Source organism: Sporosarcina sp. D27 (assembly GCF_000586555.1).
Classification (GTDB): domain Bacteria; phylum Bacillota; class Bacilli; order Bacillales_A; family Planococcaceae; genus Sporosarcina.
Genome location: NZ_AZUC01000014.1, coordinates 93780 through 120004, shown reverse-complemented (window position 1 = coordinate 120004; position 26225 = coordinate 93780). Strand labels below are relative to the sequence as shown.

Annotated in this window: 23 protein-coding genes; 7 read left to right on the top strand and 16 right to left on the bottom strand. The window is 40.9% G+C overall.

From position 1 onward, the window contains the following. Nucleotides 1–607: 607 nt before the first annotated feature. On the bottom strand, nucleotides 608–1651 hold the full coding sequence (locus tag N693_RS0103305; RefSeq protein WP_025783355.1) for a M14 family zinc carboxypeptidase: 1044 nt from the start codon (nucleotides 1649–1651) through the stop codon (nucleotides 608–610). Between the two features lie 616 nt (nucleotides 1652–2267). Then, entirely contained in the window at nucleotides 2268–2528 is a 261-nt protein-coding gene (locus tag N693_RS20520) for a M14 family zinc carboxypeptidase (RefSeq protein WP_025783354.1), read from the bottom strand. A 1161-nt stretch (nucleotides 2529–3689) separates the two neighbouring features. Between N693_RS20520 and N693_RS0103290 the strand changes: the two genes are divergently transcribed. After that, nucleotides 3690–5135, top strand: coding sequence for a M28 family metallopeptidase (locus tag N693_RS0103290; RefSeq protein WP_025783353.1), 1446 nt, complete (start codon nucleotides 3690–3692; stop codon nucleotides 5133–5135). A 322-nt stretch (nucleotides 5136–5457) separates the two neighbouring features. Here N693_RS0103290 and N693_RS0103285 read toward each other — a convergent pair whose 3' ends face one another. The 6 genes from N693_RS0103285 to N693_RS0103260 all read right to left on the bottom strand — a co-directional run bounded on the left by N693_RS0103285 (nucleotide 5458) and on the right by N693_RS0103260 (nucleotide 9917). Next, nucleotides 5458–6075 carry a hypothetical protein gene (locus tag N693_RS0103285; protein ID WP_025783352.1) on the bottom strand — a complete coding sequence of 206 codons (618 nt, stop codon included), beginning with the start codon at nucleotides 6073–6075 and terminating at the stop codon, nucleotides 5458–5460. Beyond that, the gene (locus N693_RS0103280) at nucleotides 6053–6571 is read right to left on the bottom strand and encodes an RNA polymerase sigma factor (RefSeq protein WP_081760039.1); all 519 of its coding nucleotides are present in this window, start codon (nucleotides 6569–6571) and stop codon (nucleotides 6053–6055) included. The genes N693_RS0103285 and N693_RS0103280 overlap by 23 nt, the downstream gene beginning before the upstream one ends. A 283-nt stretch (nucleotides 6572–6854) precedes the next feature. Further along, a complete protein-coding gene (locus tag N693_RS0103275; protein ID WP_025783350.1) occupies nucleotides 6855–7283 on the bottom strand; it encodes a hypothetical protein in 429 nt (142 codons plus the stop codon). A 45-nt stretch (nucleotides 7284–7328) separates the two neighbouring features. Beyond that, nucleotides 7329–8021 carry a hypothetical protein gene (locus N693_RS0103270; RefSeq protein WP_025783349.1) on the bottom strand — a complete coding sequence of 231 codons (693 nt, stop codon included), beginning with the start codon at nucleotides 8019–8021 and terminating at the stop codon, nucleotides 7329–7331. A gap of 470 nt (nucleotides 8022–8491) precedes the next feature. Then, on the bottom strand, nucleotides 8492–9250 hold the full coding sequence (locus N693_RS0103265; protein WP_025783348.1) for an AAA family ATPase: 759 nt from the start codon (nucleotides 9248–9250) through the stop codon (nucleotides 8492–8494). A 46-nt stretch (nucleotides 9251–9296) separates the two neighbouring features. After that, nucleotides 9297–9917 carry a hypothetical protein gene (locus N693_RS0103260; RefSeq protein ID WP_025783347.1) on the bottom strand — a complete coding sequence of 207 codons (621 nt, stop codon included), beginning with the start codon at nucleotides 9915–9917 and terminating at the stop codon, nucleotides 9297–9299. A 467-nt stretch (nucleotides 9918–10384) separates the two neighbouring features. Between N693_RS0103260 and N693_RS20135 the strand changes: the two genes are divergently transcribed. The 4 genes from N693_RS20135 to N693_RS0103240 all read left to right on the top strand — a co-directional run bounded on the left by N693_RS20135 (nucleotide 10385) and on the right by N693_RS0103240 (nucleotide 13162). Continuing rightward, nucleotides 10385–10543 (top strand): hypothetical protein, encoded by a 159-nt coding sequence (locus tag N693_RS20135; protein ID WP_156028858.1) that lies wholly within the window; start codon nucleotides 10385–10387, stop codon nucleotides 10541–10543. Nucleotides 10544–10573: 30 nt separating this feature from the next. Next, nucleotides 10574–10918, top strand: a complete 345-nt coding sequence (locus N693_RS0103250) for a hypothetical protein (protein ID WP_156028857.1) — start codon at nucleotides 10574–10576, stop codon at nucleotides 10916–10918. A 243-nt stretch (nucleotides 10919–11161) separates the two neighbouring features. Further along, nucleotides 11162–12139 (top strand): hypothetical protein, encoded by a 978-nt coding sequence (locus N693_RS0103245; RefSeq protein ID WP_025783345.1) that lies wholly within the window; start codon nucleotides 11162–11164, stop codon nucleotides 12137–12139. A gap of 174 nt (nucleotides 12140–12313) precedes the next feature. Continuing rightward, on the top strand, nucleotides 12314–13162 hold the full coding sequence (locus N693_RS0103240) for an aldo/keto reductase (RefSeq protein ID WP_025783344.1): 849 nt from the start codon (nucleotides 12314–12316) through the stop codon (nucleotides 13160–13162). Between the two features lie 194 nt (nucleotides 13163–13356). On the opposite strand, the gene N693_RS0103235 is transcribed toward N693_RS0103240, so the two are convergent. Together N693_RS0103235 and N693_RS20515 are read right to left on the bottom strand one after the other, a co-directional pair. Beyond that, nucleotides 13357–15405 (bottom strand): transglycosylase domain-containing protein, encoded by a 2049-nt coding sequence (locus N693_RS0103235; protein WP_025783343.1) that lies wholly within the window; start codon nucleotides 15403–15405, stop codon nucleotides 13357–13359. Between the two features lie 426 nt (nucleotides 15406–15831). Further along, nucleotides 15832–15921 (bottom strand): putative holin-like toxin, encoded by a 90-nt coding sequence (locus N693_RS20515; protein WP_253271150.1) that lies wholly within the window; start codon nucleotides 15919–15921, stop codon nucleotides 15832–15834. 305 nt (nucleotides 15922–16226) lie between these two features. Between N693_RS20515 and N693_RS0103225 the strand changes: the two genes are divergently transcribed. Further along, a complete protein-coding gene (locus N693_RS0103225) occupies nucleotides 16227–17078 on the top strand; it encodes a DegV family protein (RefSeq protein WP_025783342.1) in 852 nt (283 codons plus the stop codon). Between the two features lie 92 nt (nucleotides 17079–17170). On the opposite strand, the gene N693_RS20790 is transcribed toward N693_RS0103225, so the two are convergent. The 6 genes from N693_RS20790 to N693_RS0103200 all read right to left on the bottom strand — a co-directional run bounded on the left by N693_RS20790 (nucleotide 17171) and on the right by N693_RS0103200 (nucleotide 25111). Further along, nucleotides 17171–17245 (bottom strand): universal stress protein, encoded by a 75-nt coding sequence (locus N693_RS20790; RefSeq protein WP_081760072.1) that lies wholly within the window; start codon nucleotides 17243–17245, stop codon nucleotides 17171–17173. A 156-nt stretch (nucleotides 17246–17401) separates the two neighbouring features. Next, on the bottom strand, nucleotides 17402–19000 hold the full coding sequence (locus N693_RS0103220) for a hypothetical protein (RefSeq protein WP_025783341.1): 1599 nt from the start codon (nucleotides 18998–19000) through the stop codon (nucleotides 17402–17404). 335 nt (nucleotides 19001–19335) lie between these two features. Beyond that, nucleotides 19336–19995, bottom strand: coding sequence for a hypothetical protein (locus tag N693_RS0103215; RefSeq protein WP_025783340.1), 660 nt, complete (start codon nucleotides 19993–19995; stop codon nucleotides 19336–19338). A gap of 153 nt (nucleotides 19996–20148) precedes the next feature. Continuing rightward, nucleotides 20149–22074 (bottom strand): DUF2075 domain-containing protein, encoded by a 1926-nt coding sequence (locus N693_RS0103210; protein WP_025783339.1) that lies wholly within the window; start codon nucleotides 22072–22074, stop codon nucleotides 20149–20151. A gap of 275 nt (nucleotides 22075–22349) precedes the next feature. Next, the gene (gene sstT, locus N693_RS0103205; RefSeq protein WP_025783338.1) at nucleotides 22350–23588 is read right to left on the bottom strand and encodes a serine/threonine transporter SstT; all 1239 of its coding nucleotides are present in this window, start codon (nucleotides 23586–23588) and stop codon (nucleotides 22350–22352) included. A 362-nt stretch (nucleotides 23589–23950) separates the two neighbouring features. Then, nucleotides 23951–25111: a DUF3221 domain-containing protein gene (locus N693_RS0103200; RefSeq protein WP_025783337.1), complete on the bottom strand. Its 1161-nt coding sequence runs from the start codon at nucleotides 25109–25111 to the stop codon at nucleotides 23951–23953. A 137-nt stretch (nucleotides 25112–25248) separates the two neighbouring features. On the opposite strand from N693_RS0103200, the gene N693_RS0103195 reads away from it, so the two are divergent. Next, a complete protein-coding gene (locus tag N693_RS0103195; protein WP_025783336.1) occupies nucleotides 25249–26220 on the top strand; it encodes a hypothetical protein in 972 nt (323 codons plus the stop codon). Nucleotides 26221–26225 lie beyond the last annotated feature (5 nt).

The following is a 26225-nucleotide window of genomic DNA, read 5'->3' as shown; positions in this document are numbered from 1 at the left end:
TCGTAAGTATTGTAAACGAAATAAAAAGCTGAAATTACTATGTACTATACAGTAATTTCAGCTGTCATGCTTCAAGTAAAACTCTTCCACAATACAGTTCAGAAACAATCCCGAACCTTGCCTAAGTTGGGTCGTGCATAGGAAAACTATCTATTTCTCCTTCACCAATCTTCAATCTCCAGCACCCTCTCATCGTTCAATTTCAGTGTCCAAACGCTGCGCGCAGGTCCAGAATCGTTTGTTCATATAACTCCTCCTCGTTAAGTCTGATAATAATATTTTACCTTCTGAATTAACTGTATTTCATCATACTCGATTTCGAAACTAGGAATATACTTTTTCCCACTCGATTCCTGCGTGCCAAACAGCCACTTACCTGAGTTGTGGCAAGTGATTTTGAGCTGCATGGATTTGTTCTTTTGCATCTGCAGGTCCGTTGGAAAGGAACCAACGTGTCAAACTTTCGTGTCTGATTAAACATTCATGATGGTTCATGGCATCTAAAGATTTTAGAAAATCAAACAAGAATATCCCCCTCCATTTAAAAATGCCATGAAGGGAGATATCGCAAAAAATTAAGACTTACTTATTACATATCTCTTATTACTTACTCTTTGGAAGGTTGTGATTGCTGAGTAGCCAGTGTATCCCAGAAACTAATGTCCTTATTATCGATAGAACGGTCCGCTATAGCACGTACAGTCGCATCAAGCGTCTTAATGGTCTGCTTAATTAAGTAACCATTACTCTTTTGACCCAGAACAGCAGACTCGGAGGAATGATCCGACATGCCTCGCATCTCAAAAAGAAGTGTGGAAATGCCATATTCCACTGCGATTCCATTACGGCTAATCGTTTCGGCAGACCCTCCATTATATTTGCCAAGATGGCCCCATCCCGTTGAATCGACTGAATCAAAAACAACTGCGCCAAGCTGTTTGGATTTCAGTAATACATCAGGACTAACATTCGGTGTAGTGGGATAAAGAATGGAACCTGACACTAATTCTCCATCTCGCTCACTCTTAGTACCTTGGTGATGCAAATCAATCATGTAGTCTACGTTATAAGCACGTATTACATTATCATGGAGTGCTTTCGTTTCAGGTTGAATTTTGTTTACATGATCCCGGTTCAGATCTACTCCTAGCGCATTGTAACGGGTTAAATGGCGACTTCCGCTAGCGATATAATCATCTAAGGAAAAGTCGACATCTCCCATTGCACCGTCTGCATTGAGCATTGGAACTATCAAGATATTTACACCATCGATGACACCTTTCATCTTCCCGGTACCGAGGTGTTTGATGAACTCAAGTGATCCTTCTGTCGTCAGCTGCTCGTTTCCATGCTGCTGTGTAAGGAAAAGGATTGTTGGGTTTTCAGGATTCTTTATATACTTTACAAGATACAGATCCCTTCCTTTAACGCTTTGTCCAATCACTTCCAGTTCCATATCTTTTTGTTTTGTTTGCTGCTTCTTAAGGTTATCTACCATTTCGTCGTAAGTGTGTAAGATGGATGTATTTATCGTTTCATTACCGCCATAATTCGGACCGTTTCCAACCGCCTCCGCTATCGGCAGTGCAAACGGTGATGCACTTAGAACTAATGCTCCTGCAAGCGAAAATGCAAGCATTGTTTTTTTCATTCTTATCTCTCCCTTTTAACTTAGTAGTATTGCTTAAGCTAATAATTTTTTAGTTCAGTTCGCAGGAAAATCAGATGTCAATGGTATTTTCTCGTAGTCTTCAGGATTTAAGTTGACGATTGAACCGTCAGCAACTGCATGAATTTTGCCTATTAGTCCTCTTTAAACAGCTTTTACAAGTTGCCCTTTATTCTTCTGGCCCATTATCTGCGTTTGGCCAGTCATTTCAAATAGTACAGTGCCGTTGCTGTCTAACGCGAATGTGCCTAATGCAGTCCCAGGGAAGACAATCCCTTGTAAATAAAGTGGATAATTCTTAAACGGTGAATTACCGTATTCCTGTAATTCATTATAGGCTGCAAGATTCTTTACGTTGCCATACTCCTTTTTAACGATTTGTATACATCGCGAACGGTTTGCGTTTCAGGTGTGATAAACCATCCTAGTGAACTTGAGTTTCCTCGAAAACCTTTTTCCCGTGGGACATAGTTTAAATCCGGATTGAAGTCACATTTCACATCAAATCCTGGATTGGTACTATATTCATACATTTGGCTAATGCCATGGTTCATATAGTTTCAAGCAAGAGCTACTCCACTTAACCGTGGAAAACTGGCTAGTATCTCTTCCCAAGGCATATCGTTCCGTCTTTTGTCCCCACTGACACATCAAGATTCATTTTTGGTAGAAAAACAAGTGTTACTTCATCGCGAATTTTCTTTGACTCACGTGAATTTCTAGACCCTATTGATTTGAGTAAATTAAGGACCGCCTCAGTCTCTGTCTTTTCATTTCCATGAGTCTCGATTTCAATGGGGATCCCCTTTTTTCCTGTCCCAACAGTCGCTTTGTAAATATCCCGAGATGGAATTTCCATGATGGGATTCTAGATTGTCCGTTTTTTCTACTGCATTTCCAGGAAAAGCGAGACTGGCTCATAGTGTCAGGATCCCGACAGTGCTAGTGAATTTTTCTTCATCAACTAAACACTCCCCTTTGTCCAATTATCCAACCTCTTTCTTCCGATTCATCTACTCACATCTTCAGACATGATATTTCTTTTGTCACAATAGCAAAGACACATGCTCCTATATTCTCTAAAGAAGATTGTAACCGTGTAAGCTGTGTATTCTCAGCAGTTGTAACTTCCAGTGTATGATGATACACGTTTTCAATTTGATACATGTTTAATCACTCTTGGCACTTCAGTGTTTTTCAACAGATGCATCAATCGATATTGGTAGTAACGATTGATGCATTTAATTTGATGATCACCAACATTTCTACAAAAAGCTCACATCCAAGCCATTATTAATAATTCGGTTCCTTTAACTCTTCTATTTTGTATGGAAATATCTAACACCACTCCTTTCTTACTTTCTCATAAAATTATTAACAGAGACATTTAGCATATCTTCCGCTCTTTTTCCTTTCTTTGAAAATTCAAACTAAACAAAGGATTCTCTTTCTAATTCACCAATCCCTTCCACAAAAGTGAAAACAGTTAGAACCACATACCTTTTAAACGGCAGAATGATTCATAAAGATTACACCCTTTATAGGTATTTTAACCTGTTATACATTCAACGCTTTTCCTTTCTAATATTGAACATATTGAACTAGTTAAGCGATTTACTTCTTGATACGTTCTCGAGATTTGAAACACAGGAATCTCATTGCAATTTTGAAAAAAAGACAAAAGGAAGGCAACAAAATGCTAATATGATTGCCTTCCAAAAAACTTCTTGCCATTGTTAGTGCCTTCATGCATTAAGGACCTGGACTAATTAGCAGACAGGCCCATTTCACTTCTAAAAACCCTAAAATTCACAATTTTGTGATAACTAATAGCTGATTTCATTTTTTATGAAGGAGTTAAAGAGTTGAAAAGAGAATACTTTGAGCGACATGAACCGCTAGGTAATTATAGGAGTGTGATAGTAGAAATGAGAGACTGATGGCTCTAAGTAAAGACTTCCATGTTTTCAAGTTCAACTCGAAAAGACAAATATTAACTGAGAAGGAGTGGGAGATTTTTATGAAACGAAGTAAAATATTGATTGGAAATGGCAGTAAAGCTTTCAGGAAATCAATTTTGACTATTACACTTGCAGGGACAATGGTTTTCAGCACATCTCCATTTGCGGATATCGGACAAGCTAACGCCGCACCACTAACGGCTCAAACTTCAAATGGAAAGTCAGATGCAGCACACGACCAGAAAGTTGTTGCACGAGTAGATGCCAAGAGGGCGATCGAACATATCAGGTATTTGTCGGAGGAAATCGGTCCGCGTCCTGGGGGATTGGAAGCGGAAAAGCAAGCATCAGATTATATTGCAAGCCAGCTAAGAAACCACGGCTATGAAGTGGAATATCAATATTTTCCGGTCGCTGATCAATATATTGCAACTATTGAATTTGCTGATGGAGAAGCATGGCAAATGGGTGCAGCACCTAATGGTAAAATAAGTGAAAAGCCAATGAATGGGAAAGTTATTTTTGTGGAAGACGGGACGAATGCAAGTGATTTCCCAGCGGACGTCAAAGGAAAGGTTGTCTTATTAACACGTGCTTCCACAACTGCTAATTACCGCCTGCAAGTTGACAATGCAGTACTTGCTGGTGCTACCGGGATCATCCTTCAAAGCGTTGTAGGTAGCCGCGGCAACTATGGTTCCACCTTCAATCCTAATTTAACGAAATCTTATGACATTCCAGTTTATGGAGCGGCTTATATCCAAGGAGAATGGTTGAAAGAACAGATGGATAAAGGTCCTGTTGAAATTTCGCTTAGCTCGAAACATTATTCCAATTTGCAATCCGTCAATGTCATCGGTACTAAAAAGGCCAAGAATAAAAAGAATAAAGGCAAAGAAGTGATTCTTAGCTCACATATGGATAGTGTAGTCGGTGCCCCGGGTGCAAATGACAATGCGTCTGGCACAGGTTTAATGCTCGAGTTAGCACGTGTATTCAAAGGTTACAACACGGACGTAGACATGAAGTTCATCGCCTTCGGTTCAGAGGAACGTGGTTTGTTAGGGTCCAGGTACTACGTTGATCAATTGTCACAAGCGGAACGGGATAATATAGCTGCAGTATTCAATCCTGATATGGTAGCGACGAACTACGATCTCGCAAAAAACCTCTATGCCATGACCGTAGACGGCAACACAAATATTATAACAGATTCGACAACAGCTGCAGGTGCACGACTTGGAAATTCAGATATCTTGCCTGGTAAATTCGGGTCAAGTGACCATGTGCCATTCCATAATGCAGGTATTCCATCTGCGTTATTCATTTGGATGGGCATCGACAATTGGGATCCGTTAGTGTATCACATCGAAAAAGTTTATCACACACCACAAGACACACTTGAAGACAATATTTCTGAGGGTAGAATGCAATCTGCACTTGAAATTATTGGCGCCGGTTTGTTTGATGTCGTCAGGAAGGACGTTCCAGGATTGAAGAGATAATTTAATGAAAGGTACCTGTGCACCGAAATTTCATGTTTGTACCAACATTCATGAGCGTTTCTCTCACAGGTACTTTTTTTATTTCATTACACCAAAACACCTTGTCAAGATTCGGGTTCATGAATCTGGCTTCCGATGCTCGCAGCAAGGAGAATCTGCGCAGCGTAATAAGTAATCATTTCTGCCCCAAAAATCCCACATTAAAAGAGAGTGCATGTGTAAGAAACTTTCGTGTTTGTTTAAACATTCATATTTGTTTCGTACACAGTGGTACATCCAAATTGCGTGGTAAACAGTTAGCGATTTTTCGGTTTGCTGCGATTTAGTCGATATAGTTGTTCACGCTGTAACGAATTCCGTCTTCCCCAACATATTGTCGTGGTGCGGTTTTCTCCAAAGTGTAAGAGAAGTTATTTTCGCCGGGGACGGTGATGGTATACAAATCTTTTCTCTTTTTAACGGTATAGTGTTTGTAGTCGCCCTCTTGCAGCTTCATTTTGGCCAGCTTTGCTTGATAGTTCTCAGACGCTGCCCTGATTTCCGATTCACTCTGTTCTGTCCCCATGAAAGAATCTCCCATAAAATTGTTTTGAATGTACATTGTTTTCCCATCGAAAGCAATATAGTAATTTGTCACTTCAAACGAATCCTGCTGTTTCATAATGGTGCCTTCCCAAGAAGCCGTTACATCTTTAGCGAAAAATCCGGAACTAAGCGAGTTCGGTTTGCCGATCAGGATTGTCACGGTGAAGGCGATTGAAACGAGCAATAGCAAAGAAATAATTGCAGGCTTCCAATGAAACTTTCGATACCTATACTGTACACTTTCCCCGTGGAAGACCGATTGGTGCATGGTCCTTTTTTGTCCCTCCGTGGGCTGAAAAGGCTCTTTAAGGGCTTCGAGTTTTTTAGTCAGTTCATCGTCGGTATAGGGTTTCATGAGACATGCCTCCTTTCTCGAGTTCTTTTTTGAATGCGTCCAACGCGCGTTTCAGGCTCATCTTCACTTTACCTTCAGAGCTCCCAAGAATTTCAGCTGTATCTTTCGTGGAAAACCCCTGGATATGCCGTAGCAGGATGACTTGCTTCTGACTCTTATTGAGACAGTGGAGCGCTTCATAAAATTCGGTCTCCTGCGCGTTGAGTTCGGCCGTTTCTTCGGAGGACGGATGGCTACCGAACACATGGAAGTCCTTATCGAAAAAGTGAGTCAGAGGATGTTTTTTTCTGAAGTGGTTCAATATTGTCGTGTAGGCGATTCGGAAAATCCATGTCTTCACCGCGGCACGACCGTCGAACTGATGCGCCTTTTCCACGACTTTCACGAACGTTTCCTGTGTCAGCTCTTCTGCTGTGTGCCGGTTCCGCACTTGCATGAAGATATAGCTGTACACAGCACTGGCATAATCCTCAAACCATTGTTCTGCGGACATCATTTCACCTCTCTTCTATATACTTAGACACCAAATTTTGAATTTGGTAACGCTAGAATAGAAAATTATTTCATTGGCCGTGTGTGGCGGATAGGAATGCAAATAGAAAAATGCCCAGCTGCTCCAGGTTTTGTACCGGGAGCAGCTGGGCAAAGTGCTATAGTAACCGCTGCCTTTACACCGCACAACTTGAACACTATTAAGAACCGTCCCAGAGTTGCGTCGTGCAAAGCGACAATATAATTCCAGGTTTCGTTATAACACACCGGTTTCTGCAACTTTACAGTTAATTTTTAAGGAACAGGTTTTTCAGGATCTGAGCGTTTTCAGCATTCATCCTGCCATAGCTTTCATCTTCATTGTTGCTGATGATAGTTGCAGAGTCGTCTTCTTCGAACCAAATCCGATATTGGACAAGTGACTCGGGCATGTTTTTGTCTTTGTCATAGAAGAAAGTTGCCAACACGTCTTCTGCCCTTGCCATATCCGCTTTGGTATTTGACTGCCACTCCGTATTAACGAATGCTTTTTGTGCCGCTTCCAAGTCATCGTTTTCCACAAGTATCTTTTCTTCTCCTTTATTGCCGTGCTCATCAACCTGTTGCACGTCAATCCGGACGAGTCGTCCTTTTTCCTTTTCTACAGATTGTTCGGAACATGCGGTGGTAACGAAAACCAATACTAATAGGAAAATAATATTCCATACTACTTTCATAACTGATCACCTCTAAGTTTGCACTCTTCATGTCCTCTCATGACGTCACTCCTTCACGACTTCTTCAATTATCCCCTTCGTTTTCTCGTTACCATATGCATCATAACCAAATATATTTTCATCTATCACGTAGATTGTATGGAAAGTAGAACCGTCTTCCAGTTGAAAGTAAATAAAGACCCGGTTATCCCTATCACTTTCGTTTTCCGGGTCTATATTTCCTTTATAAGCAAGCGCCAGGTATTCTTTGAGAAATGCCTCGGTCTGTTCTGTATCCAATTCACCAAGGAGGGTATCATCTTCATCACTTCTGATACTGATTTTGGTCACTTTCCCTTGTATGTCAGCGAGGTCCCCGAGCGATTCTGCATTTGGATTGTCGATCACTTGAAACACACGACCATCCGCAAAAACACGAAATTCCGGTTTATAGCCTATTACTTCGTACACAGGTGTTCCTGCTGACACATAAGTTGCCTCATCGTTTTTCAGTTTATGGTTGAAGCAAGCGTGACCGTCTAGCATATACGTTACCTTACCAAGGCTATCTCCAGTTTCCGGATGTGTATTCTCCTGTTCATGAATAATGTCACTTCCATATTTAATGTCATTTATCATGAGGACATCTGCCCAATCGATTTGACCGTCGGGACATCCCCGGATTCCATCCCAGACTGAACAGCCCGCACTCAGTAAAGACATGGAAAAAATCATGGCCAGTAACCACTTCTTTGTCATCCCATCATTCCTCCTGAAGTTTTCGGATGGTTACAAACTCCATTCATTAAATTAACAAGCTCGATTTTGACAGTCTAATGGAAAGTCACATTTCGCGTTAGTAGGTTTAAAGCATGTCTGACCATGCCCTATTTTTTTCGGCAAGTGATGACCAACCTAATCAATGTTCCAAACTCGTCGTTTCAAATCAATTTGTTCCTGGTCCTTTTTTATTCTTAACGTCAGGTTATAAGATTCATCTTATTGTATGAACTATCTGTCATTTCATCATACCTTGTTTGGAAACTGGAGTGAACTCTTTTTCCACTCTTTTCATAATTGTCAAAAAGCCACTCGCATTGTGTACGGCAAGTGACATAATTATAACGGCGCCAGTGCGCGAAACAATTATGTTTGTTTAAACATTCATGATTGTTTCGAGCACCTATTTCTCCTATAGTTAAAATTCATCTACATATATTATTCTTTCATCAGTTAAATAGATGATGCAGCAGCCGGTCCCGGTCAGTGAAAAACTGATTCATGATCGAAAAGTGTGGGGTGTCCTCCAATTCGACCTCTCTCATGCCTTTGTCTTCCAACTGATAAATTATAGCTTTTGGATACGCCATCAAGATCGGTGAATGGGTAGAAATGATGAACTGCGAACCTTCAGTCACGAGCTCGTGGATCCTTGCGAGCATCGCGAGTTGCCTGGTTGGAGACAGTGCTGCTTCTGGCTCATCCAGTATGTACAGACCGTTACCCTGAAAACGCTCGATGAACGCTGCGAAAAATGATTCCCCATGCGATTGCTCATGGAGAGACTTGCCACCGAAGGAATCAATGATTCTTCTTCCCCCCAAAGGTTCTGAATCCAATTCTTCTATGTGGGTAGCGACATTATAAAACGTCTCCGCACGAAAGAAAAACGAATCATTCGCCCGTTGAACACCTTTGACGATTCGAAGATATTTATCCAGATTGGAATGCGAGTCATAGCTCGAAAAATTGAAATTCCGCGTGCCTCCTTCAGGATTGAAACCAAGGCTAATTGCGATTGCTTCCAGCAGCGTAGATTTCCCCATCCCATTTTCCCCGATGATATAGGTGACATTCGGATGGAATGCCAACTCCTCCAAGCCGCGGATGAACGGAAGATTGAGCGGATAGCGGGCAAAGGAGTTGATTTGGTCTCTCTTCAAATAAAGACTTCGTATGTATTGTGTATCCTTTGTCAGAATGGCCATTGGCAAAGCTACTCCTTTCTATATTAGCTGGCGGGTGTTTCAATGTTCATTTTTCAATAATGCCAATTTCATAACCTTCATACAAATCCTGACTTTCGTTTCCCCAATTCAAATAGAGACTCGCCAAGACTTCGACATTCTCAGCTGGAAACTCTCCAGACCGCGAAATAGCAGAGATCGTTTCGTTTCCAACTTTATCGGGTTGCGGGTCATACACTACTTTTGTTTCTACGACTTTTCTAATTAGCCCAGCCTCAGAATCAATATCCACGACCATCTGCAGTCGAGCCTTTCCCTCTTTCGTCGGAACCTCTCTGAACACCAATTTCTCTTTACCATTGTCCACTGTCTCACCATATGTGTATAACAACTCGCCGGTATCTTGAGAAGTAATATCAACGATGATGTATTTGTCCGTTGTTCTTTTTGTTAGCACGATGTCTCTTTTTTGGTAAGGGATCTTCACGTAAAGATCGTTCAGTGCAACTTGGTGGTCCGTCAAGGTCGGTGAATCTATATAGTCAGATACCACGCCTGGACCCGATGGCGCCTCATGTTCGATCGTTCTTTCAGGATCAGGATTCGGTTCGTGACCACTATCGATGACTAGCACAGAAATAAAGATGACCGCCGCTAGGAGCACAGCAACTATATAACTTTTCTTCACGCTCATTCCCACTTTCATTTCAAATATTAGCTGCACCTTCATTATTCAGATTTATTTTATTGAACGTAAGAAGAAATTGACAGCATTGATCGTTCCTTATTAACTATGGGACAATCACTGAAAATAATGGAATTATTTCTATCAAGTTCTTCCCGCCAACAGATACGACTAGTATGTTTTTAAACAGTGATGGTCAATAAACTCAAACATTTCTTCTCTATACCGCTCCCTGATTTCCAGCATCTGACTCTTTAATCAGCTTAATATTGTTAGAATCGTTCGTCAAGATTCTTTAGAAAAGAGACTTCCGCATTCATAGGATAGTCAATTCCCTGCACATGATGGCTGCCTACATGTCAAACTCGCGTGTTCGTTTACACATCCTTGATATTTTCGAGGACGGCACTCAAATCGATTCGTGTAACTTTCCAGTTTTCTGTTCCTCTAGTAGGCAAAGGAGTGAGCATATGAAAAGGCTGACTGTGTTTTTCATGAGGAGTGTTGTCTTTGTGATAGCGGGCTGTACTTCTGATAAAAGTAATAAGGGAGAAACTGCTTCGGAAATGGCTCAGTTATTTGCTTCTGAAAAGACATTGCCAAGCAATTTTGAAAGCCTTAGCAATTAATCAGAACCAAATGGGATTCAAGCTGAGCTTGTGGAAACACAGGATGTGTATGAAGATTCATGGAAAGAGTTTCAACTTGAAGGTTCAATTCCAGAAATCGATTTCGAGACGAACGACGTTTTGTTTGTCGGAATGACTGAATCCAACAGTTGTCCTTATATCCTCGATTCACTCAAGACCAACATAGAAAAGAGTCAGATATCGATTACTTTCGAACCGTTGGATGATGTGTGCACAGCAGATCTGTCACCAAGAAACTTCGTAATTGCGATTGATAAAAAACTATCGTCCAAGTTAACATCCTTCCGAATTGTGTCGGAACAAAAAGAAATTGAAGTTCCAATTTTAGTGAAATCGATTGAGTCCTACGGTTAAGTATGAGGTTCAGGTAAATCATGCATCTACATTGATGTTTTCTTTGCTATCACAAACTACAGAAGTTTTTGTTTGTCGTCGCTGCACTTCAACTTACGAACAATGTTTAGCAATCGAAACGCCATACCCACCTTTCCTATCATTTAAATTTTCCAGTTAAAATTGTCCTGTTTCCGATATCTCTTGTTCTTTCATTGTCCATTTCGCTATGATAGAACCAATGAATCTACAGGGGTGTCACAAATGGAGACGTTCAAGGAACTAATAGGAATGGCGGTCATTACGATTTTTTTCGGCCTGCTGACGTGGGGTCTTACATCATCATACTTAGAAGAGTATGACTTAATGTCCGCAGAGCCGAAGACAGAGACCGTCGCGAGCATAGTCGGTACCAAAAGTCTGTTCAGACCTCCTGCTTACAATGTAAAAATCGAGCAGCCCGACGGTACACCATCTGAAGAACTGTACCGTATCTCGAAGAAACAGTCCGAGGAATTCACCCGGGGTGATGAAATAAAGGGCTACGCAACCGGTCCGACGGGTTTTTCAACGAGCCGGGATATCCTTATGGACAGCATGTTCTATCTGGCGGGCATCGGCGTACTCGGATTCTTAGCGTTTTGCTGCCTGATCGCTACTATTCTTTCCATTCCTGCAATTGAGCAGGCAGAACAGAAGTCCGCATACAAGCGTTATGTAAAAAAGAAGCGAAAAAAGCGGAAAAAGAACAAGAAGATGAAACAGCAAGATACCGGCTGGGGAATCGCCGGCGCCATCGTCCTATTCTTCCTTTTCTTCGCGTCCAGTTTCCTCCTTAATCTATTCAGGAAAGTGATGCCTTTCGGAAAGACAGAAACGGAAGCAACGATCTTCGACACGTATTCATACATCACCTACCGGAAACACGAAGATTCCATACGCGAATTCACGGTCGCATTTGATGACCAGGATGGCAATACCATACAGGTCATCAAAGATGTGACCAGGAACACCTATGCAGATTACGACATCGGTGACCGACTGCCGATTACCTATGATTCCACTAATCCATATAACGTCTTTGTCCGTGGTACTTCCATTCAAGACATGTTTCAATTGCTGCTTACCTGGGAGATGCTCGTCTATGGCTCAATGCTGGCAGTCAGCGGATTTGTCATCTGGGCTTATTATGATAGCAGGCTGAAGGGGAAATGGAAGAAACGACAGGTGGATGCTCGGTGAGGTGGATTAACTAAAAACTTTGGTTGTGTAAAGTCATCTCCAAAACAATTCTGAATATCACCTTGATTATGCAGCGCACAGGCATAGCTTTCAAGGAGGTTTGGCAGCTCTCATGAAGGGAAAATGAGAGAAAGACCTATCAGATAAAATAATTGTAAAAGGAGTATGATAAAAATGAATAATATACAATCACAACAATTAAACGACGGTACAAGCCTACCGTCAATTGGCTTTGGAACGGTGAACATCAATGGTGCACAAGGAGTAACTTCTGTTTTATCAGCCATCGAAGCCGGTTATAAACTCATTGATACCTCGACGAACTATAACAACGAAGGAATGGTAGGAGAAGCGGTTCGGCGGTCATCTGTCCTAAGAGAAGAACTGATAATCAGCTCAAAACTCCCTGGCCATTCACATGATTACGACAAAGCGATTCTCATGATCCAAGAATCACTGTACCGTATCGGACTTGACTACTTTGATAAATATTTGATTCATTGGCCACTTCCGAAGCAAGGTAAATATGAAAATGCGTGGCAGGCTTTAGTCGATGCGCAGAAATTCGGACTGATTAAGACGATTGGCGTATCGAATTTTTTACCGGAACACCTAGAGCGAATCATTGAGAAAACAGGTGTTACGCCGGCAACTAATCAAATTGAGCGCCATCCATATTTCAACAATAACGAACTGGTAGAGTACAATAAAAGCCGAGGTATTCTAACAGAAGCCTGGAGTCCTTTAGGGCGCGAAATAAATGATGTGTTAACAAATGATACCATTCTTTCAATCGCTGAGAAGTATAACAAAGAGCCAGCGCAAATTATTATTCGCTGGAACTTGCAAAACGGAGTCTTACCGATCGTAAAATCATCGTCATACAAACATCAAAATGCAAATCTTGATGTCTTTGACTTTGAATTAAGTGAAGAGGATATCAAAACAATTGATTCCTTGGATAAAGGCGAAGCGGGAAGAGTAGAGGGGCAGCATCCGAACGAATATGAAGAGTTTGATTAATTAGCCTCTTTTACTCATATAATAATGGATGGTTCAGATACCTAAATTAAAAACCGGCTCTATATATTTTATAGAGCCGGTTATCTTAGGTTTTTAGTTCCTGTAGTATTGTGTGTAGTCCACACTAATCGATACCTGGACCGCATACAATTCATACACTATTCAGAATTATACGTTGTCTAGCTACGTTATTTTCAGTCATTAAACCACTTCTGTCCCCATTTTTCTATACCCTTCCAAAACTCTTTTCTCTTCTCGTCCTTTACTTTTTTCTCCTCTTTCTTTTCTCTTTCTTTCTTTGTCTTTTTCTTCTGCTTATTCAACTCTTTTATTTCATCATCAATTAACGACAAATCAAAGTTCTTCGTAGATAATTCACTGGCTGATTGTGAAACAACCTGCGCGAAGATGGGGGGTGCGGTAAAGCTGCTGGTAGAGGTTAAATAATGGTCGGCGTCTGTTTGATCATACCCGAGCCAGACCGCACCGGCAATGTCAGGTGTATAGCCGACGAACCAATGATCTTTGGAACCGTTCACTCCTTCAAACGGGAGCTGTGTGGTGCCCGTCTTTCCCGCTACGTCCATACCGGAAATCTGTGCTTTTCTTCCAGTTCCTTCCTCTACAGCGCCTTGCAACATATGAGTCATTTGCTCTGCAACTTCCGCATCCGTCACCTGCACGGACTCTCCCTGCCACTTCCCAAGCACTTTTCCTTCCGAATCTTTAATTTCTGTAATCGCATGAGCTTCCTCCATCACGCCATCATTCGCAAACGCGGAAAACGCTTGCGCCATCTGTAAGGGAGAGGTTCCTTTGTCCAGACCTCCAAGAGCCAATCCGAGTGTACGGTCGTTTTTTGTCAACGAAATCCCAAACCGTTCCACTGCATTCACGCCCTCTTGAACGCCGATCTGATCCAACAGCCAGACAGGAGGGATATTATACGATTGCGCAAGCGCCTCGTACATGGTCACTTCCCCTCTATATTGCTGGTCAATGTTTTTCGGAGCGTACCCATCCATATCGATTGGTTCATCCTCAAGCAAATCCGACATATGGTACCCGTTCTCAAGTGCCGGAGTATAGACGGCAAGCGGCTTTAGCGCAGATCCAGGCTGCCGGATGAGATCGGTCGCATTGTTGAAGCGTCCCTGCGTATACTCTCCTCTCCCACCGACTAACGCGAGGATTCCACCCGTTTTAGGATTTACGAAAACAGAGGCACTCTGTAAAAGCTGATCCGGGGTGCTATCTGGGAAATTTCTGTCATCTGCATACACGTCTTCGAGCGCATTCTGGACGACCGGATTGATTTCTGTCGTAATATGCAATCCGCCGGACAGTACTTCATCCTTCGTCAACTGGTACGTATTGACCGCCTCGTCTACTACACGATCGATATAATACGGATAGCGCTCTTCATTATGCGGCACTGTCGATTCGGACAGTGCCAGGTTCTGGCCTATCGCTTCATCATATTCTTTCTGACTAATATACTGTTCACGCAGCATTAGCGACAACACCAGATTGCGCCGCTTCACCGACTTTTCCATGTTTTTCGTAGGCGATAAATTCGACGGAGCTTTAATGACGCCTGCGAGTGTCGCAGATTCGCTTAACGTCAATTCGCTGACATCTTTACCGAAATAAGTCTGTGCCGCACGTTGGACACCCCATGCCCCGTCGCCGAAATAGATTTGGTTCAAGTACCGTTCCATGATCTCCTCTTTCGAATACACCCGTTCAATCTTCTTTGCGAGAATCATCTCCTTGAACTTACGAGAGTACGTACGCTCCTGCGTCAAAAACACATTTTTCGCAAGCTGCTGCGTAATCGTACTGCCGCCTGAGGCGATTTTTCCTTTGAACGCATTCTCAATTAAGGCGCGCCCCATCCTCAAATAATTTAGACCGTGATGTTCGTAGAAGCGTTGATCTTCCACGGAAATGACAGCGTCAATCAGCGTGTCCGGAATCTGGTCGATCGAAACACCTTCGATTTTCGAATTCGAAATCTTGCTGATCACCTCTCCGTTCGGATCATAAATAACCGTCGATCGGGGTGCGGGTTCCTCGAGTTTACTGACATCGCTGAATGTGATGAAGAGATTCAGTACAAGTAATACGCAAAGGACGGCTAGCAATGCACCGAAACATACGAAACGAATGATCTTTTTCTTCAGGCTGCTTTTCTTTTTCATTGTTTTTTTATGTTGTTCTTTATATTCGGATCTTTTCATATCGATTCTCCTGCTTTTTTTACTGCGAAGTTTTAGTCGTAATGGTCAGCATACAATTGACGAAAGTTGCTGTTTGAAAGTTGCGAGATTCAACTTTCAAGGGGGGGTCGTACGTGTGTATGAATAATAATACCTGCTCGGATTAGGGGTGCCTATGTACGAAACTATTGTGTTTGTTTAAACATTTGTGATTAGTTCTTATACCTGCATCTCCATTGTATAGCCCAATAACGAGCGATAGGTGTTATTTTCGAATATTTGTGCTAAACTAAAGCTATACTGAAAAGGACTGAGTGCGTCAACACCCAGTCAATGCAGCTGACACCCGCATGAAGTACGGTTGGCCAGTTGAACAAAGGTGTTAAAAGTAATCACCCTGCTTACTTGGTCGTTAGCGGTGGGTGGTTACTTTTTTCTGTTGGTGAATTAAGCAATCATCGCTACAATGGTTGTTGCCATTGCTGCGAGGAACATACCAAATTGGAATAACATGTTCATTGCTTCGTATGTCACCATATTAACACCCCCTTTCTCAAGGGAGTGCCAACCGCCCATCCGCTATATGTCGCTGCGTCTATATCATATCACTGACCGCAATGCAAAACCATACTCCTAATAACCTCGTCGAGCTAATTGTTTGATGTCAATGTAACAAACTTTCGCGTTTATTCAAGCATTCATGAATGTTTCATACACAGCGGTATTTAATACTCGAGAGAACACTTCATTTATTTCATTAATCCAACATCCCCCTCCCACATATCCTGTATAGTGAAACTACATACACTAACCCACACAATACAAACTGGAGGCGACACAAAATGGCAAGAATCATTCTAACAACCGAAAGCGGTGCCGATCTGCCGAAAACTCTAGCGAAGTACCACAATATACATGTAGTACCGATGCACGTCATCATGGACGGTAAAGACTATTTGGACGGTCATCTGCCTGTAGCAGATATCTTTGATTATTATAACCGCACGAAAAAAATCCCTTCCACTGCTGCTACGAATATGCATGAGTACCAGGAGTTTTTCAAAACTATCCGGACGGAGTTTCCTGAAAGCGTCATCATTCATATAGGCTATACATCAAAAGCGTCTGTTTCCTATGAGAATGCGTTGACGGCTGCGGAAGATGTAAAGGATATTTATTTACTTGATGCGTTGAACGTCACGGGCGGATTGACTGCAGTTGTGATGTATGCGGCTGCCTTGCTCGAGGAAGAGCCTAACATCGATCCTGTACGTCTGGTGGAGATGATTGAGGCTAAGGTTCCGAAGTCACGACTGGCCTTCCTTCCCGGCAGCTTGGACTTTCTGCGGGCTGGCGGACGGGTCAGCAATATGGCGTATCTTGGCGGGGCGTTGCTGAAGATCAAGCCGTGTATTGAATTAGTTGACGGTAAGCTTATGTCGACTAGGAAATACCGCGGTAAGATGGAGAAGGTCACTGAAAGTCTGTTTCATGATTATCTACAGCAATACAACATCGACAAACAGCAGATTTATTTCATTTATTCGATTGGACTCAGTGAGACGATCAAACAACGGATCGATGAAGTCGCGATGGAACAAGGATTCGAGAATAGTATGTGGATTGAGGCTGGAGCGATGATCTCAACGCATTCCGGTCCTGGAGGATTTGGTATTGCAGGGCTGGAAGTGTAAGTAGCTGCTTCAGCATAAAATCTCACTAAAAAGCCCAATAGCAAATCTGCTGGTGGGTTTTCTGAAGTAAAGATATATATACGAGTTCTCGCTTATTTAATGATCGTCACCGGACATTTTGCTTCCTTGATCACTTTATGGCTGACGCTGCCAAGAGTTTGATTAATTAGCCTCTTTTACTCATATAATAATGGATGGTTCAGATACCTAAACTAAAAACCGGCTCTATATATTTTATAGAGCCGGTTATCTTAGGTTTTAAAAATATTATCTGATTGGTTCATGTATTGTGTGTGATCCAGGTACATACCCTATAACAAATCCTAAAAATTGGGATTCCAATTATATTCTATCGCTTCTTCACGTCGACATTTAAGATGAGAGTCTACTAACCCGTTGCGAATTGGAAATTTCATATCAATGTCATACTGAATTTGTGCAACAAAATTATTGTTTCCTGGAAATAGGGACCTATCATTTCCCCTACGAACCTCTTTTTTATATAGAACCAAATAAATTATATCTGCTTCCATTTTCCCTCTCTTTACTTTGTGAGAGGAAAATCCATAGTTCTCCAGAGACTTAATATGATTAATTATTTCCTCAACCACTTCTCGTACATGACGGGGTCTAGTTGCTCTTTTAAGATACGCAACTGCTTTAAATCTTTTCTTATCTTCTAAACTAATATCTTCGATTTCTGTTAAACGATAATCCTTAGTCTCTATATCTGGATAATAACGAAAAGAATCTTCAAATTCATTTCTATCTTCGTCATTGATTGGAAACATCAATACATTTTTGCCGTCTACTACATGTTTCCATGCATTTTCAATATCAATTGTGCCATTTGTTAAGTCACTAACTACAGAACAATCGATTGTAAAAAAAGAGCTTGCAACTTTAGAAGATTGAAACGAAACCATAATAGTATCTTTTATAGATAACTTTCTAAGGTGAAATATTCTCTCCGCAGCACACATCCCAAGAAAAATTCTTGAATCAATATCTAAATCTATGCCTATGAATTCGACATTTACATGATTTCTTTTTTCTTCTTTATTTTCAACTTCTAGTTGAATGATTTTATCACATGTCGTATGCAACGTCGACATAGATAGCCTCTCAAAAAAAAGCGAGGTATCCTTGTGAACAAAGTTATTTCCATATACTTCATTATAAGAAATGTTTTTTTCACATAAATAACCAAACCAAGCTAATATAATGGCAGTTATTCCGTCGTATAGCTTCAAAATAGAATCTTTGAAGTCATATACCGTGGATTCGTGTTGTAAGTGTTTCGCTCCTTTTGTAAAAGAAAACAACATCTTTGTTCCACTTACTTTTACACCGCCGTGAGATATCGCATTTCGAATATTTGAATCTGCTAAATCTGTAACTTTTTGGTATCCTTTTTTTGGGCTAGCTAAACATTCAATTTGTGTTGTTAAATTCTTTTGAAATAGATTACTACCTTCGGTTAAACTTTGAAATTCAATAAATAGTTTCAATGTGTTACTGAACGCTGTATTCAGTAAATCATTATAAATATTAATACTGAAAATCTTTGCTTTTAGTTCTTCATTACCTTTAAACCTTTCCATTATCATAATTCTTTCTTCTAAATCTAATATGCTTTGAAAAGCATGGATTATGAGATGGAAATTCGACAGTAAGGTCAAAGACATGACTTCCATTCCTACTTGATCCTCAAATTCTTGAATTTTATCCTTACAAAAAGTAAAAATCTCTTTGTTCCAATGTTTTATTTGTGAATTATTAATATACTTATATAAAATTGGGTGATAAATTGATGGTAAAAGTTCTGCTTTAGAGAAGAGGGCTATAAAAGTTGTCTTAACATCCTCCAATCCTGTTTCTTTATTACCTTCCCACCAATTAATATAATCACTCGCTTGCATTTATTCCAACCTCCAGTTTTTCATATAAATATGGTTGTCACACTTATACATCTCCAAGAAATCAAGACACCTAAAAAATAAGAAGCTTCGCCTATTCACCACACAACTCGAATACTATTCGGATTTGTTTCAGAGTTGTGTCGTACATAGGCAACGAAATCAAACTTCTTCATCGAAGATCCGTACTAAGTTCTAATAGTAGTAGGCTATCGTCTTAATTCATAAGATGGCATCTATCTGTGGATGGCATCTCGTGATTTGTACTTCTCTATAACTTAAAAACCATGGTTTCTTTGTGTTTAACTCAATATATTTTATATAATAGGCTTCGTTTTTTACGCAAGCACAGATTTTATTTCATTTTCAACTTGTAGAATTAAAATCTCTGCTAACTGGTTTTCATAGTCATTCATAATATTAGATAATTCCTCAATTGTATATACTTCCAGTACATCAATAGAAAATTGGTTTATTGAAATTAGATTATTTTTTGCTATGTTATAACCCTCAAGTTCTGTACATATAGCTAGGTAGGCGAAATTTTTCGCTGCATAATTCAGCATTTCTATAAAGTCTTCCTCTGTTTGTATATTAGATTTTATAAATATCTCTTTTGCATATTGAAGAAAATAAAATGCTATTTCAAACTCAAGTCTTTTTTCTATATTAGAGTTGGCATCAGATAAAAATCTATTTACGGTATAGATGGAATATCTGGATTGTAGTTTTGGATTAAAGTATTTTAAATCCTTTTCCATTAATAGAATTGTATTATGCAGGTCAGGAAATATATTGTTCTTTTCATCAAAAGGTTTATTATACAAGTAAATGTTCCTTAATATATTGGCTAAGTAATTTGATATAAGATTACTATGAATCTGTTTATGATAATTTTTGTTATCCCGAGATATCACAAAGTAATTATTAACTACTTGCGCTATTATTGCTGCTAAAAATGCTACAGATGCTGTTATTATCGCTGGAATGTAGCTCATGAGTACTTCCTTTCAAACTGCTATTTTACTTTGAGTAAGAGATTTTTATGTATAGTAATAGGTGCCTGTGCAAGAAACTTTCATTTTTGTTTGAACATTTACGATAATTCCGCGCACAGTCACATAGTCACGAACGGTATCTACTATAAAAATTCAATACTCCCTCTTCTCATCCACCAAATACAAATCCTGCTCCCTCTTCCTCCGGTACATCGTCACCATCTCCAATCGTTCTTTCAAATACCCTTGCAGCTCAGGATTCGTGCAGTATACAAAGCACCCCTTCTGCCCCCGAGTCATTAGCGTCCGATAGGTATTCCGAATAATTGGATCCGCCAGTGCGTGAGCCTTCTCCGGGTCTTCTTTCGCAATCTTTTTAATTCCCTTTAGTGATTGATCGGTTTTCGCTCTTTTGGTGAAGTCCGTGACTAGTTGTCCATTTTCCATTCTTAAATCATCACCTATAATAACGCCGACATAATCGAATTCGAGTCCTTGTGCTGTATGAATGCAGCCTGCTTCACGAACCGAGGAATTTTCGATTGCCCATGTGTTTTCTATGTTCCAACTGATACCAAAATCATGTTCTGGTAGAGTGATGTCAAAGTGGTCGACGTCGAGTCGGTTTGGCTTCGGCCACTCCCAACAGTAGCCCGCCATCATACGAGATTTGTTATTATTTTCATTTAGCTTCTCAATATTATTTAACATGGCGTTTGGATCGTCAAAAATCCGAAAATCGTAGTCCATTCCCATATCGTTCGTATTGGCAGTATCTCTAATTTCTAATACATCATCGAGCCATGAGATGTAGCCATCTGATCCGTCACATCTGAACTGAGAAACGAGTTTTCTAGTAATAACTTCTGCACCGAATTCTGAAGCGTATTTTTCGATTGTTTCCGTGCTGCCAATATCACTCAGTGTTACTTTTTGGTGTTCATCGATGAAAAAGATGGTGAAATGGGAGCCTTTGATCAATTCTTTGACTTGATTTTCCCCTTTGTTCTTGAACATCCCCGATTTCTCGTTCAATCTATGAGCTTCATCAACAATTAAGATATCGAATTCGTTGAGTTCAGCTTCTGTAAAGCTGCCAGAGCCTTTAAATAGATTATCGATATGCGACTTCCTGAAATCCTTTTTCAACTTGGTTGAATAGATATTTCGTGGAGCTGCATTTTTAGTGACATACATCGCCACTAATTCCTGATCAATCAATTTGACAAGAAGATTGATGGCCAGCACGGATTTCCCTGTTCCTGGACCGCCTTCTACAATCATGACCTGTTTCGTGTTAGTTCGAACACTGTTGAGTGCTAAGTGGAATGCCTCTTCATAGAAAACTTTCTGCTCGTCAATCATGATGAATTCTTCGTTCCCTTTCAGCATGTTGTTCAACGTGTCCTGAAGAGATTTCGATGGACGTATTCTTCCGTTTTCAATTTGATAAATTAAACGGTTTTGATCACCTAGACGAATGTACTTTTTAATGAAAGACCGAAGCTTTTGGATTTCTCCTTTTGCAAAAACAGGCGCTTTTTCAAGGTGAGGAGCATAGTGAACATCTGTTAACGGATCGTTTTCTGTTTTTCTGTAATTATGTAAGTAAGCGCAAGGCTTCAATTGAATCTCCTGTTGCAGGACGTTTTCGTTAAAGTCCTCAATTAATGCAGCATAAGACCATGCCTGATAAGATGGATGGACGAGTTCGCGCATTCCTTTTCCTACATAAGACCGGACGACCCCATCGCGCGTAGGAACCTTCTCGACCTCATCCCATTGTTTTAACTCAACTATTACAACATGATCCTGAGCGCCGTCATTTCCTGCAATTAAAAAATCCACTCGTTTCGATGTATTGGGGATGTTAAACTCGATTGCAACCGCTGCGTTTTTTGGTATCTCATCATCCTGCATAACGTTAGACATCTTTTGAAGAGAGTTTTCCCAAGATCGAATTTCCGCTTTATTTGTCCGTCCGATTTTCTGTTGATAGGAGTTGTAAAGACGATCCACAAGGAGCTCATTGACGACATCTCCTACGAATTGTTCTTTCGTCGATTCATAAATGATCATATCGCACCAACTTACTGAAGGATTCTAGTTCTATCCACATCTTACCAGTAATCTAAAATTGTCACAATACTTGATAAATCGACAAAACTATGTAGTTTTTCATTTCATCAAAAAAATACAGAACTGTTTATTCCTAAACAGACCTGGACTTTCATAATTCAGCTTACTTTTTTTCAATAAAGCGGGCGATGCTGCAAACTATCTCTCTACAATAAAAGAGACTACAATCACCAGATCATCTCCGGTAATTGTAGTCTCTTTTATACCTATATCCCTTACGACTTCAAAGTAGCAGCGTTACCTACTTTACTCTCCTTATACTCTTTAGCATACTCAGCGGTAGCCGTGAACAACACGTCAGTCGACGAGTTCAATGCAGTTTCACACGAGTCTTGAACAACCCCGATGATAAAGCCTACACCTACGACTTGCATAGCAATCTCATTCGGTACTCCAAACAAACTACATGCCAGCGGGATCAATAGAAGTGATCCCCCCGCAACTCCTGAAGCACCTGCTGCAGAAACGGCTGCAATGACAGAAAGCAAAAGCGCTGTCATGAAGTCAACATGAATATCAAGCGTGTTGACTGCTGCAAGCGTGAGTACAGCAATCGTAACGGCTGCTCCCGCCATATTAATCGTAGCCCCTAAAGGAATGGATACTGCGTACGTATCTTCATCCAAGCCAAGCTCTTCACACAATTTCATATTTACAGGGATGTTTGCAGCTGAACTGCGTGTAAAGAATGCTGTGAGACCGCTTTCTTTTAAAACTTTGAACACTAATGGATATGGATTTCTGCGTATATAGATATAGACGATTAACGGATTCACAACAAGTGCAATGAACAACATACATCCCACTAAAATTAAAACGAGTTTCCCGTATACGAGTAAAGCAGATAGACCCGTTGTTACAATCGCATCAAATACAAGTCCCATAATACCAATTGGTGCTAGATTGATGACCCATTGTACAACTTTAGTGATGGCATCTGAAACACTGCCTAACATGTCTTTCGTGTTTTGATTTGCACTTTTTAGTGCAAGACCCAGAACAACTGCCCACATTAAAATACCTAGATAGTTCGCATTCAGTAAAGCATCGACTGGATTGGATACCATATTAAAGAGTAATGTTTGAAGAACCTCGACAATACCTTCTGGAGGAGTAAGTCCTTCCGCTCCTTTAGTCAACGTTAGTGTAACTGGGAATATAAAACTAACTGCAACAGCGACAATCCCTGCGAGGAGTGTACCAATTGCATATAGAGCAAGAACCGTTTTCATATTGGTTTTCGTTCCACGTTTATGCGCAGCAAGTGCGTACATGACTAAAAATAATACTAGAACTGGCGCTACTGCTTTTAATGCACCGACGAATAATGAACCAAAAATAGTGATCCCACTTGCAGCAGGCACCGTTAAGGCTAAAATAATACCAAGAATAATACCAATACCAATTCTTTTTACTAGACTAATTTGATTCCACTTAGCAAATAGATTCTTCATAGCTATCCCCCTTAAACTTTTTTCAAACCCCTCCGATAAAAACGTACAATCGTCCCTCTCTATTGAGTAAACATATGCAAATTTTTCATCAAAGTTGACTGAGGATTAATTTTAACACAAGTTTTTATAATTGAGTAATAGTTTTTTAATATCAGAATACTTATGAGTTTTTTTGTAGTATCCTATCTATTATTTATGCGTGTTGAGATAGTTATATACTAAAAAAGCTGATATTACTATTTATTCTTAAGTAATTTCAGCTTTTAGGCTTTATAAATCAAAGGGCTGTACTATGCATTTCAGAAAAAATTCCGAACCTTTCCTGAGTTGTGTCATGCAAAGTAAAGCTATCTATTCCTCATTCACCTGTCTTCAATCTCCAACACCCTCTCATCGTTCAGTGTTAGTGTCCAAACGCTGCGTGCCGTGTCAAAGCTCACTTTATCGATGACAATAAAATCATTTGCATTCTCCTGAATCGCTTTCTCAACGACTTGTGATTCCGAAATCATAGCACCTGCAGGGCGATAATCAGGAAGTATTTCGACGAACTTCGCTGTACCTTGCCCGGGATATGACTCAGCAATTGCGCCGGTCGCTTCCACTTTTACGCGCTGCCCGACTGTTAGCTGATCGGCTTCGGGGAATGAATAGCTCACCGCACCTTCTGTTCCTCCTGCGACCAAAAAACTGCCGTTTGAAGTCTCTAAGACAAATCCGCCTTCTTCCACAGGTGTCTCAGTTTCGATTTTTTTTGGTTTGATAATCGAAGACTGTCCTGGCTCTGCAACCATGCTACCTTCCTGCTTAAAATTTAACGCATAATCAGGGAATTGTTTTTCCAGTACCTGTTGCTGTTCAGTTTTCAAAAAGTCGTGACCGATTGATATTGCTCCTGAAATCGTATCTACGGAAACTGAATAGGAACCACGGTCGTCGAATAGTTCATCCACCGCTTTCGCAACTTTATCTTGCTTAACATATAATTCATGCTGCGTATGCGGACTGCGGAAAATATAAATCGGTTCCGCCAAGATCTCTCCCGCATCGACTTTCTGCTGCAAGATGTCGAGAACCTGTTGCAATCGCGTGTCAGGGTCTTTCAGCCCAATCCAAATCCCCGACTGCGCAGCGCCATCGTGCTGATTTTCAAAGAAGAGCAGTCCCTCCTTATCAAATCCTCCATCGGCACCGTAAACTTCTTCGACTGCGTTAATTGCAACTGGACCTTCAATCGCCTGGACCGCCACGTCCTCTTCCAATTCCTTTGATGGCTTCCCGAAATAACCATCCGTGTAATCCGTACTCGTCAATTGCTCCTGAGCTATCAAATCGCGCTGAGGCGACTCTTCGACAGACTGTTTCAGTTCTGCAATAATGTCACGTCCGCTTACGGTTTTGATCGTCCCCCCGTCATCCTGCTTAACGGAACTGATGTCTGTTGCCCGGTCAGTCCCAGCTGTTCCGCATCCACCTAACAATAATGCAATGGTTATGCCAGCCATTAAGATCATATTTTTCATAGTTCAGTCTCCTTTGACAAGTTAGACGGAGGTGGTGGTGGAATGTTACATTTTTAAGCATTCAAACAATTTGAGTCCTGTTCATCCGGTAAGCAATCCGCTACGATAAGGGTAATAAGCATTCGGGAGTGTGGCAAATGGAGAGGATAAAAGAAATTGCTGGACTCGCAGCCGTCACGCTACTGTTAAGCTTGCTGACGTGGGGGCTGACGTCGTCCTACCTGGAAGAATACAATTTATTCTCAGCAGATCCGACGTCAGTGACGGTTACTGAAAAGACAGGAGCGAAAGGTTTATTCACTCCGCCCTCATATTACGTGCGGGTCATACTGCCGAACGGTAAAGAATCACAGATTCTCAACCGGATTTCTAAAAGGCAGATGATGGAGATCGAGAAGGATGATTCACTATCCGGATACTCATCAGGTCCGTCTAATTTTTCGACGATACACGATATTGTCATAGACAGTATCTTTTACCTGACCGGTATTCTCACCCTAGGATTTTTTGCGTTCTGTTGCCTCGTCGCGACGGTGCTTTCCTTTCCAGCACTGGATCGGTTGGAGCAAAATAGATCATACAAGCGAAACGTGAAACCAAAACGGTTGAAACGGGAGAAACGGGAGAAACGGGAGAAAGAAGGAAAAGGCTGGGGGATAGTAAGTGTTATACTTCTGTTTTTTCTATTCTTCTTAGGGCGTTTTGGTTGGAACTTGGTTCAAAAATTGCTGCCGTTCGGAAAGACGGACACAGATGCCATGATTTTTGACCGATATTCGGATGTCACCTACCGCAAATACCAAGACTCGATTTATGAACTGACCGTTTCCTTCGAAGATCAGGATGGACACAATATCCAGGTTATCAAAAATGTCACACGGAACACTTACCAACAATACGATATTGGAGACAAAATGCCGATCACTTTCAACAATGCAAATCCTTACGATGTATTCGTCCAGGCCACTTCTTTCAAGGACTTCTTCCAGATGAACATGACCTGGGAAATACTCCTCTACTCGATGTTATTGGCTGTCAGCGCGTTTTCCGGTTGGGCGTTTTATGATAGTCGTCTGAAGAAAAAGTGGCAAAAGAGTCGGAACCAATAAAATCC